Origin of the sequence: Paenibacillus sp. CR_12 (assembly GCF_041953985.1) — a bacterium.
GTDB lineage: Bacteria > Bacillota > Bacilli > Paenibacillales > Paenibacillaceae > Paenibacillus_AQ > Paenibacillus_AQ lautus_A.
On sequence record NZ_JAVFHO010000013.1, the window covers coordinates 120,054 to 134,007 of the forward strand.

General features: G+C 51.0%; 15 protein-coding genes and 6 tRNA genes. 4 read left to right on the top strand and 17 right to left on the bottom strand.

The genetic code is table 11. The features are described from left to right. Positions 1–80 precede the first annotated feature (80 nt). From RB297_RS29825 to RB297_RS29835, 3 genes are all read right to left on the bottom strand, one after another. A complete protein-coding gene (locus tag RB297_RS29825) occupies positions 81–500 on the bottom strand; it encodes an organic hydroperoxide resistance protein (protein ID WP_015737236.1) in 420 nt (139 codons plus the stop codon). Positions 501–686: 186 nt separating this feature from the next. Continuing rightward, positions 687–769 (bottom strand) — tRNA-Leu (locus RB297_RS29830). Between the two features lie 103 nt (positions 770–872). Beyond that, the gene (locus RB297_RS29835; RefSeq protein WP_090908987.1) at positions 873–1,238 is read right to left on the bottom strand and encodes a helix-turn-helix domain-containing protein; all 366 of its coding nucleotides are present in this window, start codon (positions 1,236–1,238) and stop codon (positions 873–875) included. Positions 1,239–1,415: 177 nt separating this feature from the next. On the opposite strand from RB297_RS29835, the gene RB297_RS29840 reads away from it, so the two are divergent. Beyond that, complete coding sequence (locus tag RB297_RS29840) at positions 1,416–2,057, top strand: PAS domain-containing protein (RefSeq protein WP_096776505.1); 642 nt, start codon at positions 1,416–1,418, stop codon at positions 2,055–2,057. A gap of 98 nt (positions 2,058–2,155) precedes the next feature. Here the strand turns inward: RB297_RS29840 and RB297_RS29845 are convergent, their stop codons facing one another. The 13 genes from RB297_RS29845 to RB297_RS29905 all read right to left on the bottom strand — a co-directional run bounded on the left by RB297_RS29845 (position 2,156) and on the right by RB297_RS29905 (position 11,821). After that, positions 2,156–3,772: an alpha/beta hydrolase gene (locus tag RB297_RS29845; protein WP_375122046.1), complete on the bottom strand. Its 1,617-nt coding sequence runs from the start codon at positions 3,770–3,772 to the stop codon at positions 2,156–2,158. Positions 3,773–3,792: 20 nt separating this feature from the next. Then, positions 3,793–4,785: a FecCD family ABC transporter permease gene (locus tag RB297_RS29850; protein WP_213579882.1), complete on the bottom strand. Its 993-nt coding sequence runs from the start codon at positions 4,783–4,785 to the stop codon at positions 3,793–3,795. Between the two features lie 19 nt (positions 4,786–4,804). Continuing rightward, positions 4,805–5,812, bottom strand: a complete 1,008-nt coding sequence (locus RB297_RS29855) for a FecCD family ABC transporter permease (RefSeq protein WP_009594414.1) — start codon at positions 5,810–5,812, stop codon at positions 4,805–4,807. Between the two features lie 40 nt (positions 5,813–5,852). Beyond that, positions 5,853–6,869: an ABC transporter substrate-binding protein gene (locus RB297_RS29860; protein WP_251498410.1), complete on the bottom strand. Its 1,017-nt coding sequence runs from the start codon at positions 6,867–6,869 to the stop codon at positions 5,853–5,855. 117 nt (positions 6,870–6,986) lie between these two features. Further along, on the bottom strand, positions 6,987–8,654 hold the full coding sequence (locus RB297_RS29865) for an AraC family transcriptional regulator (protein WP_375122047.1): 1,668 nt from the start codon (positions 8,652–8,654) through the stop codon (positions 6,987–6,989). Between the two features lie 254 nt (positions 8,655–8,908). After that, a complete protein-coding gene (locus tag RB297_RS29870) occupies positions 8,909–9,373 on the bottom strand; it encodes a KGG domain-containing protein (protein WP_015737244.1) in 465 nt (154 codons plus the stop codon). A 201-nt stretch (positions 9,374–9,574) separates the two neighbouring features. After that, positions 9,575–9,657 (bottom strand) — tRNA-Leu (locus RB297_RS29875). 38 nt (positions 9,658–9,695) lie between these two features. Then, positions 9,696–9,771 (bottom strand) — tRNA-Lys (locus tag RB297_RS29880). Between the two features lie 144 nt (positions 9,772–9,915). Next, positions 9,916–9,990, bottom strand: a tRNA-Glu gene (locus RB297_RS29885). 117 nt (positions 9,991–10,107) lie between these two features. Next, entirely contained in the window at positions 10,108–10,803 is a 696-nt protein-coding gene (locus RB297_RS29890; protein ID WP_375122048.1) for a Type 1 glutamine amidotransferase-like domain-containing protein, read from the bottom strand. Positions 10,804–11,138: 335 nt separating this feature from the next. Next, positions 11,139–11,227: transfer RNA gene (locus RB297_RS29895), tRNA-Ser, on the bottom strand. A gap of 3 nt (positions 11,228–11,230) precedes the next feature. Beyond that, a tRNA-Asn gene (locus tag RB297_RS29900) sits at positions 11,231–11,306 on the bottom strand. Positions 11,307–11,332: 26 nt separating this feature from the next. Then, positions 11,333–11,821, bottom strand: coding sequence for a SprT family protein (locus RB297_RS29905; RefSeq protein WP_176502539.1), 489 nt, complete (start codon positions 11,819–11,821; stop codon positions 11,333–11,335). A 116-nt stretch (positions 11,822–11,937) separates the two neighbouring features. Between RB297_RS29905 and RB297_RS29910 the strand changes: the two genes are divergently transcribed. Together RB297_RS29910 and cmpA are read left to right on the top strand one after the other, a co-directional pair. Next, the gene (locus RB297_RS29910) at positions 11,938–12,288 is read left to right on the top strand and encodes a hydrolase/acyltransferase (RefSeq protein WP_375122049.1); all 351 of its coding nucleotides are present in this window, start codon (positions 11,938–11,940) and stop codon (positions 12,286–12,288) included. An 80-nt stretch (positions 12,289–12,368) separates the two neighbouring features. Next, on the top strand, positions 12,369–12,500 hold the full coding sequence (gene cmpA / locus RB297_RS29915) for a cortex morphogenetic protein CmpA (protein WP_015737250.1): 132 nt from the start codon (positions 12,369–12,371) through the stop codon (positions 12,498–12,500). 97 nt (positions 12,501–12,597) lie between these two features. Here cmpA and RB297_RS29920 read toward each other — a convergent pair whose 3' ends face one another. Beyond that, positions 12,598–13,068 carry a DinB family protein gene (locus RB297_RS29920; RefSeq protein WP_375122050.1) on the bottom strand — a complete coding sequence of 157 codons (471 nt, stop codon included), beginning with the start codon at positions 13,066–13,068 and terminating at the stop codon, positions 12,598–12,600. 144 nt (positions 13,069–13,212) lie between these two features. On the opposite strand from RB297_RS29920, the gene RB297_RS29925 reads away from it, so the two are divergent. Beyond that, on the top strand, positions 13,213–13,773 hold the full coding sequence (locus RB297_RS29925; protein ID WP_096776511.1) for a CGNR zinc finger domain-containing protein: 561 nt from the start codon (positions 13,213–13,215) through the stop codon (positions 13,771–13,773). Positions 13,774–13,954: the final 181 nt, after the last annotated feature.

Here is a 13,954-nt window from a genome sequence, read left to right on the forward strand (position 1 = left end):
TAAAAAGTTTCATATTGAGCGACTTTAGCCGACAAAAAAGGATGACCCCCATTTTAGAGAGCCATCCGAATCCTCCATCGTCAGCTTACGCTTAACTCCACGTCAATGTTGCCCCGGGTTGCTTTGGAATACGGGCAAAACGCGTGCGCTTTCTTCGCGAGATCCTCCGCCTGGCTTCGTTCGATGCCCGGCATTTCGATCTTCAGCTTCACTGCCAGCTTAAAGCCGTCAGCGCCTTCGTCTTTTCCGATCGACACCTGGGAGTGGATCACGACATCCTTCAGCTCGACGCCCTCCTTGCGGGCGATGTTGGCCAGGGCGCTTTCATAGCAGGCGCCATAACCGGCCGCGAACAGCTGCTCCGGATTGGTTCCGGCTCCGCCCGGACCTCCGAGCTCTTTCGGCATGCTTAATTTGTGATTGAGAACGCCATCGGTAGATTCAACGGAGCCTTCCCGCCCTCCGACGACTTTAACATCTGCTGTGTATAATGGTTTCATGCTCGTTCATCTCCTTCATGCCCTATTATGGTCTCTACATGTACTCTTTAAACTTTCAGGGCAATTTGAAACGATAAATAAGGCATTTCACCATAGATGAGCATTATCCCGGCACGCGAAGAACATAACAAAAAAAGCCGCTTATCAAAGGGAATTCCACTTGATAAACAGCTTCTTTATGAAGTATGCGGTAGAGAGGACTCGAACCTCCACGGGTATACACCCACTACCCCCTCAAGATAGCGTGTCTGCCATTCCACCACTACCGCATGTATAAGGGATGTTCTGCAGCGAACATTCCCTATTATACTGCCCTCTTGCTCAAATGTAAAGCGCCAAATTCTGGGCCTTTGGGTTGGCCGTTTTCATCAGCTAGCTCTTGTCGCTGCGCTTATCCTTCCGATAAGCCGAAAACTCGATGTATTCGCGGATAAATTCCTTCTCATGCTCTGTCAGACCGGACATTAAGGCAGGATCCAAAGATTCCGGATCTACTTCATATTCCCCGCGGGCTTCCTTGACACGGTTGGTCGGACTGCCTCTTCCTATAATCAGCCAATCCAGGCTGACGGAAAAAAATGCTGCAATCTCAATCAATTTATTCGTGCTCGGCGTTGTTTTTCCCCTCTTCCAGTCACCAAAATTTCCTGTGCTGATCCCGAGGGTTTCACAAAACGCCTTCTTGGTCATACCCCGGCTTTCTATGAGATGTTCGATTCGTTGGTAAATAGACTGCATCAAACAACCGCCTTCCTATTTCTCTTTAAAAGAAAAATATCTTATGTACGTATTTTTTTCTTGCATAATGACTTAATTACGTGTATAATCTAGATATATTGCCTAAATTATACCATAGTACTCATGGATCGTCGTATCTTTTACTCATGAGTCTATTCCGTACGAGGAGCGAGTAAATTGCCCTACGATACCATGACCACATCCTGGAATAATGCGGTGCACTCCTTGAATAAGGGGCTGATGGTCATTACCCCGGATGGCATCATAGACAAAATCAACGATCCGCTCATTGCCATGGCCGAAAAATACGGTGTCCCTCCTGACTTTAGGTGGCATGGAGCATCTTTTTTCGATATGACTTTCAGGCACTTTGGTTCTGTATTCGATCCATTTTCCCATGAGATGGATTTGCCCTCCGTAAAGGAAGTGATGCTGGGCAAGCTGCCTGATTATTCTTTTGAATATGCCGTGGAATGGAATGACCGGCAGAACTGGGTTCTGTGCGAGGTGCTGCCGCTGATGATGAACAAGGACGGCCGTGTTCACGGAGCCATGATATCGTTCACGGATATTACGAAGTTCAAGCACAAGGAACTGCTGCTGGAACAAGCGCTGGCTCACAGCTTCCCTCTTCCAGGACATATTCCTATCTGTGCCGTATGCAAATATGTTCGACAAGCGGATGAATGGGAGCCTGTGGAGAGCTATTTGGAGAGCCGCCTCCCCATTGAGTTTACCCATGATATTTGTCCGGATTGCATTCGCAGATTATACCCGAAATATTCCTCCATTCTCGATGATCCGGAATTGCCCGATTAACTACCCCTCTGCATACAACACAGAATAAGCAGCTTCGATATCCCGATGATCACTGGATTCGAAGCTGCTTATTTATGCTTGAGGCATTCGTTGGTTGATTACGCGTTCACAAAACGAAGCAGGGGGCTTATAAGGGTCGGCAGTACCGAAACATGCCCTTCACCCTCAATTTCGTCGAACGTCGTCTCCAGCACCTCTTCATGCCCTCTGAGAAAGGCATAGAGTTCCCTGGCATCCTTCACCATGGACGGCTTCTCCTCGGCCCCCACGTAAAGGCGGAGCGACTTGCGCTCCCCGCTCTGTCGTAAGCGGTTCTTCCCCTCTTCCCATCGCTGGTACAGCGCGTAGTTCTTCCACCACACCGAGGGACATGCCGCAATATACCGCGAAAAGGCATCCGGTCTGGTGAATAAGGTATACAAGGTGAAAAATCCACCGAGCGAGTGTCCGAACAGCGCCTGCTTCGATCGGTTCACGGCATACCGCCGCTCCACGGCCGGCTTCAGCTGCTGCTCGATGAAGGTAAGGAACGCCTCCACGCCGCCCGTCTCCGGCCAATCCATGCCGTTTGGCCGGACTGGCAGTTCAGCGGGATCGGCATATTCCGTAAAGTTATAGAAGCGTTCGCTGCTTACGATAGGGCTGTCGCTGTCAAAGCCGATGCCGACAATGAGCGCAGAGGGAATGCCCCGAGGCGTACGGGATTTCAGGCGGATGGCTTCGGCCAGCGTGCCGAAGGTGGCATTGGCATCCAGCGAATATAACACGGGATAACCTCCCTCAGGAGGCGGTCCCATCGGCTCGGCGATGAAAATGCGGTATTCGCGTCCCGTCACGTCGGACTGCATGGACCAGGTCAGCGTTCCCGGTACGGAAAACAAAGTGGCCTTTACTTGGTTTACTTGATTATTATGCGATTCGTGCTTTTCCTGATAATCCGGATCCTCATGTTGAGCTCGCCCCTTCGCCTGCTCCTCTGCTTCTACGACGAACAGCCACCGCAGCGCATCCGGAAATCTTCTGGACATAAAGATAGGATCATGGGTTCCGTCAGGATCTACCGCCAGCTGCAGCCGCTCAGGGCTCACCCCTTGCTCAAGCCAGAACCGATGGGCCTCCACGTTGTTCACAAACATGTTTTTCTGCGCATTTTGCTTATACGCCCCTTCAAGCTGCCCGACGGACATATACACCCGCTGCTCAGCCGGCCATTTTCCCTGCTGGCGGATGTAGTCCATCACCCCCTCGTACCATAACGAAGCCGACAGCATGCCGATTCGTCCGAAGGTATCGGGACGCCAATATCCCGCGAACATCGAGATCAAACCGCCAAAGGAGCCTCCCATGATGGCCGTATGCTCAGGCGCTGGAAGCGTTCGGTACCGATGGTCTATGTATGCTTTGATGACATCCGCTACCTCATCCACATAAGCTCTCCCCTCCCCGCCGAAAGGAGGGTTGCTCTCCAGCAAAGGCTCAGCCGGCCAAGGCGTATACTCACGATTCCGGTTCGTTGTCGAGATTCCGACCAGGATGACCTCTTCCAGCCGGCCTGCCGCAAACAAATGATTCAAATAGTTCAGGCAGTCCGTGAACATATCTCCTTCATCTTGAACATAGGCAACAGGATAGGAACGGTCAGACTCCAGATAGGAAGGAGGCAGATACAGTGTAAGCTCTCTGCCTTCAACTGCCAGCTGCTTGTAACGATTCATGTGATCCTCCCGAAAGGCTTTTATTTTCTCATGCGAATTAATAAGTAGATAAAATACGGAACCCCGATCACGGATACCACAATGCCTGCAGCAAGCTCGGCCGGAGCGAATATCGTTCTGCCGATGAAGTCGCCCATGACAACAATCGCCATGCCGGCAATGCCGCTGATCGGGATGATATGCCTGTGCCGCAGTCCGACAAGCTGCCTGGCCATATGCGGAGCAATCAGGCCGACAAACCCGATGCTGCCGGATACGGCTACGCTGGCGCTCACCAGACCGATGCTGCAGAGAAGCAGTCTATTTTTCTCGCGCTCGACGGATACCCCGACGCTCTTCACGCTTTCCTCGCTCAGCTGGAACAAGTCGAGCACTTGAGAGCGAAGCCAGATGACAGGCGGCAAAATAACGAGCCACGGCAGCATGGTCACCACAAACTTCCAGTTGGCGCTATGAAGGCTGCCGGCGAGCCAGGCAACCGCCATCTCATAATCTTTCGGGTTCATTTTTAGCGAAACATACATGGTAACGGCTCCAAAGCCGGATGCGATCGCAATGCCCACAAGTATGAGCCGCTGGGGATCCAGCTTTCCGTTTTCTCTCGCAAACATGTATATGGCCGTGGTCGCTGCCAAACCGCCCGCGATGCCGAACATGGGCATCATCATCACCCCGAGCCAGCCGGTCATCGTGATCTGCCCTTGCAGCAGGAACATAAACAGTACGACCGCCATGCCGGCGCCTGCATTGATGCCGAGGATGCCCGGATCCGCAAGCCCGTTGCGGGTAACCCCTTGGATGACGGCACCGGCCATACCGAGCGCAAACCCGACAAGGGCGCCAAGCACGATTCGTGGGAGCCTGAATTCAAACACGACAAGATCAAAGTCCGCATTGGGCTTCATCCGAAAGAGCGTCTGGAATACTTCCTTGATGGACATGTCAAACGTTCCGTTGGTCAGACTGAAATAAACGGCTGCCAATACGACCGCTATCCCGCCTGCCAGCACCATCGGGAACCGATAAGATGTGTTACGCACGCTGAGCCCCTCCCCTCGTCTTGATCAGATAGAGGAAGAACGGCACGCCGATCAGCGAAGTGATGACACCGACCGGCGTCTCGAAAGGGCTGTTCACGAACCGGGCGAGAATGTCGCACAGCGCCAGGAACATGCCGCCAAGCACGCCCGACACCGGTACGATCCATCGGTAATCGGAGCCCGATAAGTACCGTGCAATATGAGGGACAATCAAGCCTACAAAGGCAACCTTCCCTGCCAGCGCCACCGATACGCCCGTCAAGATCACGACCGCCAGCATCGCAAGGCCTTTCACCAGCCATGTTTTGACGCCAAGCCCCTTGGCCGTCTCGTCCCCGAGGGAGAGCAGCGTGATCGATTTGGACAAAACCACGGCGAGGCACAAACCGACGATCGCAAACGGAATGCTCAGCTTGATCAGCTCGGGATCCATGGCATGCAACCGGGCATTGTACCAAAAACTGATGCTTTGGGAAATCTGAAAATAAGCTGCCAAAGCTTCGGCCGTTCCGCTAAGAAATGTCCCGATCACGGTTCCGAGTATAGCCAGCCGAACCGGACTGAGCCCCCCTGGAATTAGCCATGCTAATCCGAACACGACGGCTGCACCGATCGCGGAACCAACCAATGAACTGACAATGTACATATTGGAGCTGGCATTCGGAATGAATACCATGAACAAGGTCACCGCGAACACCGAACCGTCCGATACCCCCATAATGGAGGGGGAGGCTAGATAGTTTCTTGTCATCCCCTGCATAAGAGCGCCCGAAACCGCCAGAAAAGCACCGATCAGCATAGCCCCGACGACTCGGGGCAGCCGGGAACTCATAATGATCTGATGGTCGATGCTCTCCGGGTCAAAAGCGAAGATGGAGTCCCAGACGGTATCCATCGAAATATTCTTGGCTCCATACAGGATGGAGGCCGCTATGAGCAATAAGCAGACTGCCGGGGCCATCACAAGGATGACAGCCGGCAGCGATTTTTTGAACCCCATGAACAACACGCCTTATACGTTTATACTGGAATCAATGATATTATTTCGTAAGATTTTCGACGGCAGCTTTCAGAAACTCGATTTTACTGTACGCGGTACCGCCTTGAGCAAGCGGGTCAACCACGTTGACAAAAGCCGTTCCGTTCTTGAACGCGTTCAGGTTTTTCATGATAGGATCATTCTGCAGCTCTTCCAGTGCGTTCGGCGTATCCTTGTTCTCGTCCGGAGAGAACTGGACAAACACGTAATCCGGATTCATCTCAGCCATTTTCTCTTTGGAGACCAGCTCCTGCGCTTGCGCGGCTTCTACCTCAGCCGGTACGGCGATTCCCAGATCCTCGTACAATACCGGATTAAAGAATACCCCAGCCGGGTAAATGTACATCTCCCCCGCACGAACCCTTAGCGCCAAAACCTTCTTGTCCTTCAGGCTGTCTCCGATGGTTGCCTTTGCGGCTTCCAGATCCTCTTTATATTTAGCGATCTCTTGCTCAGCCTGTTCCTGCTTGCCGCTCAACTCGCCCAGCAATCTCAAATTGCTCTCCCAGTTGGTGGATACATGGGAATAAGGTATCGTCGGGGCAATTTTATTCAATTGTTCCACGACCTCCGGCTTGAACTTGGAAGATCCCAAAATCACGTCCGGTTTAAGCGAGAGGATCGTTTCGAAATTCGGCTCCGTTTTCTCGCCTACCGACTGGGCATCCTTCGTAATCGACTCAAACAATGGAGGGAAAGAGCCCGAGAAACTGATCGCTCCGACCGGGTTCACTTCCAGCACAATAGAGTCCTCCATGGCTTCGACGGCACCCGTGATAACGATCCGCTCCGTTTTGGCAGGAAGCGTGTATTCCTGATCAAGATATTTCACAACTTTGGTTTCGCCCGCAGCGGGTGTTTCTTCGTTCGAAGCTTTATTCTCCTCAGCGGTGTTCGTGCTTCCTGCATTACTCGTGCTTGCTCCGTCTGTATCTTTAGCCTCGTTACCTCCGCCACAAGCAGATAGTACCAAAGCAAATACCAGCAATAACCCCAAGACCATTTTCATCCGTTTCATCTCTCTCCAGTTACCCCTTCCATGATCCATGATCATTTAATAATTGATAATGATTATCATTATTGATCATACTATCGGATTTGCTCTTTTTGCACCATGGACAAATAACCGGATTCCTCATGGACATTTTCCGGAAAACAACCGGATGGCCTCCTCCGCCATCTGCTCCATTGCAATGGGCGAATACTCACGCCAAGGATAAGAGGATATTTGATGGAACGTTCCCTCTCTCACCGCGGAGATGGTCATCCACTTCGGCGTCGCCTGCAGTCTCCTCCAATAGGCAAGCGTTTCGGAATCTTGACGGATCAGAAGAAGCAGATGGTTTGCACGGCTCTCCCTGATCTGCTCCACCGTTAAACACCCCTCATTCTGCAGATCCATAGGCAGGGCCGGCTGAAAACCGAAATCATCGAATAGTATTTCCTTCATGCCCGGATGGCTGTATGCCCGAAGTTCATCCTGATGCAGGCGCGCGGTCAAAAGCGTGCGGGCTTCCCTATTGCTAGATGGGAGCTTCTCCCGGTAAGCCGATATTTTGTGATGAAACGCTTCAATCCACTGCTCTGCTTCAGGCAGCTTGTCCAGCATTTTGGCGAGACTAAGCAAGTTGAACCGCCATCCTTCCTGCTCTCCCGGCATTTCATAGAGAGGGGCGATCTGCCGAAGCTGCTCCTTCTCCCACTCCTCGACCCCCTGCGCGCACACGATGAGCTCCGGACGTGCCGTGGCCAGCTTTTCCAGATTCGCATATTTGTTATGGTTCTGGCGGTATGCATCCAGATGAACCGGAATATCGGGGCCGAGATGGTTATAGTAATGCTGTGACCACTTCGGATGAAGCGGAGCCGCATACGGCGTGAAATCCAGCGGCATGGCGTAACCCAATAGGCTCGTTGAGCCGTACATCGCCAGTTTGTTTTTCCTTGTCTTCATATAGGCGGAGGGCGAGATCCCGAAAGCTTTCTTAAATTTGCGGCTGAAATAAAATTCATCCTTATACCCCACCATATGGGCAACCTCACGCAGCAAGGAATCCGAACCCAGCATCAATTGTTTGGCCTTGTTCAAACGGACGCTCGCCAAATAATCCATCGCGCTGTGCCCATAGGTCTTCTTATATACCTCTACAAAATACTTGGGGCTCAGCTCGGAGAGATTCGCCAGCTGCTCGATCGTTAAATCTTCATCGTAATGCTCTTCGATATACTCCTTCACCCGCTCCAGCGCTTGCCGTTTATCATTCTTGGCATATGGGCTGCATTCGGCCATCATCGTGTACAGCAGCTCCTGAAAATCCAGCTGAGCCCTCCACTGCTTCACGGGCTCCATGCTGTGAAAATCCTTATACATCGCCCGGCAGACGAGATTCAAGCGGTCCGGGGAGCTGATGACAAAGATGCCGTCATAGGGCATGAATGCGGCGCCGTCCACTTCATGCAACCGACCGCAGCCCGACATCCCTTCATAGAAGCCAAAATGAAGAATCGCCACCGCTGTCTGTTCCTGTTCCTCGGAACTCCAGTACTCGCCGCTCGTAATACCAAAAGTAGATCCAGCCGCGCAAAAATAAACGCACCCCTTATTCATGCGTGTCACTTGCTCTGCCTGCTGCAAACAGGTCTCTCCGCTAAGCGGGACGATCAAGGCCGGCTGCACGGCCAACTGTTGTTCCAAGGACATCCCTTGCCCATGAACAATATCCATATTCCATAAACGGGCCATGAACCCGCTGTATTCTCTTGGCTCTCCCTTGCTGGTATTCATCGATAGGTTTAACATCATTGCAGACCCCAACCTTAAATGAGAATGGTTATCATTATCATATAATTATCATACACCGTATCAAATGTCCAGCACGTTCTTCGTCTTTTCCATAATGCGCCATGATAGTCAGGCTAAAAAAGAAAGCAGCCATGTCTCCCTAAAAGGAGTCATGGCTGCTGCTATTTACAAGTGTGTCTGAAGGCGGATCTTTTGAATGAAAGAGTTTCAACCCCCTCCAACGGGAGTCTCTTGTTACATCCGCTGAATTTTCATTAATTTCCCCGTTGGCGCTGCCGGGCTCTAGCCTCGCCGCCTTTGCGGCCCGCTTCTTCACGGCTCATCTTGCCATCCCCGTTGCTGCCGCTGCCGTTTCTGGCTTCGCCGCCCTGCTGTCCAATTTCTTGGTAGAACTCGCGACCATGGGAATCCGAGGTAGCCTCGCCGCCTTTGCGGCCGATTTCCTCATAGAACTCCCTGCCATGGGAGTCGGAAGTCGCTTCGCCGCCCTTCTGGCCAATCTCTTGATAAAACTCCTTATCATGGGAGTTTGACGTGGAGTCTCCGCCTTTTTTGCCGATTTCCTGATAAAATTCTTTGTCATGGGAGCGGGACGTCGCTTCGCCGCCCTTCCGTCCGATCTCTTGGTAAAACTCTTTATCATGGTTGTTCGCTGTTGCTTCTCCACCTAAACGTCCTGCTTCTTCACGGCTCATCTTTCCATTATTGTTATTAGCCATTCTGAATCACTCCTTATAGGTTTTTGGAAGTTGTTGCTCGTCCACGATATGATATTAACCTCTTGACCAGAGATGAAACACCGGTTTTGCATAAACGCGCAATGAAAAATATCTAAAATCTGGATAATCTCTATGAAAATCCTGATATATAAATAAAAAAAAGCTCCACGCTAAGCGTGAAGCTTCTTATTCAACATGGTATGCGGTAGAGAGGACTCGAACCTCCACGGGTATACACCCACTACCCCCTCAAGATAGCGTGTCTGCCATTCCACCACTACCGCATAATATAAGGGATACATCTTTTCGTGCTAAGTAAAAATGGTGAGCCATGAAGGACTCGAACCTTCGACACCCTGATTAAAAGTCAGGTGCTCTACCAACTGAGCTAATGGCTCTCGATGACAATCGTGCGGCTGCCATATAGAAAGTGGTGACCCGTAGGGGATACTCTCACTTCGTTCGAGACTGCGAAGTTTATCCTAACGATGGTTATGCTTCGACGAACCGACGGGGTTCTCATCCCGAAGTTATATAGAAAGTGGTGACCCGTAGGGGATTCGAACCCCTGTTACCTCCGTGAAAGGGAGGTGTCTTAACCCCTTGACCAACGGGCCACTTTAACCACGTCGCCGTGACGACAAGATTGAGTATAGCACAATTTCAAAAATGCTGGCAAGCTTTTTTTTTCGCAAATTTTTAAATTTATTTACGGAGCTTATTCGGCCAATAAATCAGCCTAAAAAATCCGGTGTCAACTTCCCTTCTTGAACGCTATTTCCTTCACGCTTCACATGGTATGCATGTGCATTTTCCCTTGAGCTTACGATTCGATGCAACCGTCCGTCCATGAAATGCAATGCAACCCCATCATCAGCAGCATATCCTGCTTTTGCTTCACCTTGAAGCACGAGTTTGTGATAGGCGGGCCTTCTTTTGCTCTCACCATCATAGTGCGGGCAATGACTGCCTTGTAATATACCCAGACCCTCAAGTTCGTACAAAGGCCCGTTCAACGGGTCCGTCACCCCTTGCTCAAACCAGCAAATGGAGCCAGCGCTTAACCCGGTTAAAATGACACCCTGTTCATACGCCTCTTTGAGTATCTGATCCAGGCCCCATTCCTTCCACAAGACCAGCATATTCCGGGTATTGCCCCCGCCAACATAAATGATATCCTTCTCGAGTACAAAAGAGCGAAGATCGGCAAAGTTCGGCTGGAACAGCGACAGATGACTGGGAATACACGGCAGTGTCCGGAAAGCCTGATAGAAACGTTCAACATACCCATCCGCATCCCCGCTTGCCGTCGGAACAAAACACACGTCAGGCAATTCTTTCGATACTTGTGCCAAAACATAGCGATCAAGCAGCAAATTATCAGGTTCCATCGAGAAACCGCCGACACCCATTGCAATAATCTGTTTCATCGGGCTTTATTCCCCATTCATGCTCAACGAAAGAGAGAGGGATACTCTCCCTTCGGTCGAGACTGCGGAGTATCCCTTACGCTGATTATGCTCCGACGAACCCTATCAGGGTTCTCATCCCTATGCAAAAAAAAGCTCCCGATCACTTGGTGATGGGAGCTTTCTTCGATGTCATGCTAAAGCGAAAGAGAGAGGGATACTCTCCCTTCGGTCGAGACTGCGAAGTATCCTTAACGCTGATTATGCTCCGACGAAACCTATCAGGGTTCTCATCACTATGCAAAAAAAGCTCCCGATCACTTGGTGATGGGAGCTTTCTTCGATGTAATGCTCAACGGAGAGAGAGGGATTCGAACCCTCGCACCGCTTACGCAGTCTAACCCCTTAGCAGAGGGTCCCCTTATAGCCACTTGGGTATCTCTCCATATGGCTCCCCGAACAGGACTCGAACCTGTGACAACTCGATTAACAGTCGAGTGCTCTACCAACTGAGCTATCAGGGAACGTGAAGTTGAATACTAATAATTTATCATGACTTCTTAGGGGAGTCAAGCTTCAGAAGCGTTAGACGCCCGCCGCACTTTCCGCACCGATACCGGGCCGGATCCATCTTCCGTTTACGCAGGTATTCCGTCCCGCAGTCGCCGCAGCGAAGCATGTATCGGTACGGTTCCGGTTGACGTCGGCCGGCTGCCTTGCCCTTCGGCAACGATTTGCAGAAACGGCTTCCACCAACGGCCTGCAGCAGTTTCTTGAAATCGGCATCGCGATGGCGATATCCCCTGCCCGCAATGTGGAGATGATAATGGCACAGCTCATGCTTGATGATCTTCTCCACCTCTTCCCTGCCGTGCGTGGCCAGCTGATGCGGATTGATCTCGATATGATGGCTTTTCATGAAATAGCGGCCGCCGGTCGAGGACAATCGCCGGTTAAACGTAGCCTGATGCCTGAACGGAATCCGAAAGCTCTCCAGCGAGATTTTCTCGACCCAGACCTGCAGCTCCTCATTACTCATCTCGTTCGTTGTCACTATGTCTGATCCTTCCTTTGCCCTGATAAATGCTACTTGAATTTTAACTTCTCTCTGGGCTACACTGTCAAGTAGAAAGTATGGAGGGAGAACCTGCAATCATGCCGAATATGCGCTACGTTATTTTAAAGGGTCAGGACGAGCTGTTCTTTGTCGAAATGCCCAGTGACTATGCTTACCAGCTCAGTGCCCTGAATTTACGCCTGAACAAGGAAATCGATAAACTCACCGCAGCAGGCAAACCTCAGCTGCCTCTTGCCGTAGCCGAATGCGACCATTTGGATTTGCTGGAGGAATCGCTGAGCATTCAGGGTGGTCTTGAATACATAAATGAGCTTGAGCAGGCCTTTGCTTCCCTGAACGAAAAGGAATATCCGCTCATCTCGCTGCTTACCGAAATTCGGGCCCTTCAAGCTCAGCTCGAGCAATGGTACGAGGAAGAAGCGCAATAATCGAGGTAGACCTGCACGCTTTGGGCATTTTCCCCATATGCTATCCATACAGATGGAAATAGCAAGAGGAGGAGATACCCTTGCCGCAATGGCTCTGCAATCAGTTGACACGCGCTTTCCGCAAGAAGGACAGACGTCAGATCAAGCTGCTGAACGAATGCTGGTACTTTTACCGGAATTCCCCAGGTGAAGAAAATTCGAATGCCCGTTAGGGCCTGCAATCGATCCATAAGGTTGACAATAAGCCGGACGCTCTGTCCGGCTTATTTTTGCATTGTAATAGTTGGACTGCATCCGTCGAATCCGCTCCTATAATTCGCTTCGTCTAGCTGGCCAGGAGCCCTGAAGCTTCCGAATAAAAACGATTTGCCCCGTATGATAGGCGTCATGCATGATTAAGCTGAGTATTCGCTGCGGCGATTCTTCGATCTCGGCTTCCGTCATCGCCTCGAACTTCTGTCTTAACGTTGCATGAACCTCCTGAAGCTGATTCCGGGCCGTATTCCAGGCCTCCTCACTGGTGTCATGGATCAGAAACGTCTCGTCGTTTCCTATCCCTTCATTATGAAGCGGTCTCCCTTCCAATCTGCCGAGCAAACGCTGCTTATAATACAGCAAATGCTGCACGTTCTCCCAAATGGAATTCGCCGCCTCCCCTTCCGGCTTCCACAATGCCTGCTCGAACGTAACCTCCTTCAGCGCCGGTAGAATCGGAGGATACCAATCCTCCTGATCCATCGCATAATCCCAGTTTTGCAGCAGCAATTCCTTCATGTTCATGTCCATCGCCTCCGCTTTGAATGTAACTACCATAAATAAAATAGAGCGTTACATAAAAACTAACACACTTCAGATCCCAATACAAGTAACTAGCAACATATATATTTACTTGTTACAATGATGAGACAAGAAAGGATGAGCTTCATGTTATGGGATGATTTTATAAACAGCGAATGGCATGACTGGAGAGGCAGCGGCCGATCCGAGGACCGGCTCGCCCGGGAGGATTGGCTCACTGAATTTATTAGCGAGCATGAGCTCCACGTCGCCGTTCCGCTGACTTCGGATGAACTGGAACTTCTCCGGCAGCTCCGATCCTTCCTGCGATTATGCGTTCAGCGCATCGTTGCAGGTACCCTCCCTTCCCGCCAGCAAGTAGAGGAATTGAACCGCTGGATGGCGACAGGGCCGGTCATTCGGCAGCTCAAGATCGAAGAGGATCAAAAAGGGGTACTTTCTTATATACCGCAAAATCCAGGCCTGCAAGCAGCCGCTGCCGAGATCGCCGGCTCCTTTGCGCAAGCCATCGAGCAAGGCGAGTTGACTCGATTTCGCATCTGCACCAATCCGGATTGTCTCTGGGTGTATTACGATGACACGCGGAACCGCTCCAAACGTTATTGCGACGATAAAATGTGCGGAAATCTGATGAAGGTCAGACGTTTTCGGGCGAAGAAAAAGCAGCAGTCAGAGCCTGAGAAATAGGCCGATCGTTTAAGCTGGCGCAGTATATCGCAACATACATGCTTACGATAAAAACGTCCTGCTTCTAAAGCTGAGTCATGACTAAACCTTCCTCCAGAATAAACTCTATTCGCAGTCGATCCAGCCCATGATGAAAAAAAGAACCCAAAAAAGAGCCGTTTCTCCCAGAAGGAGAATACGG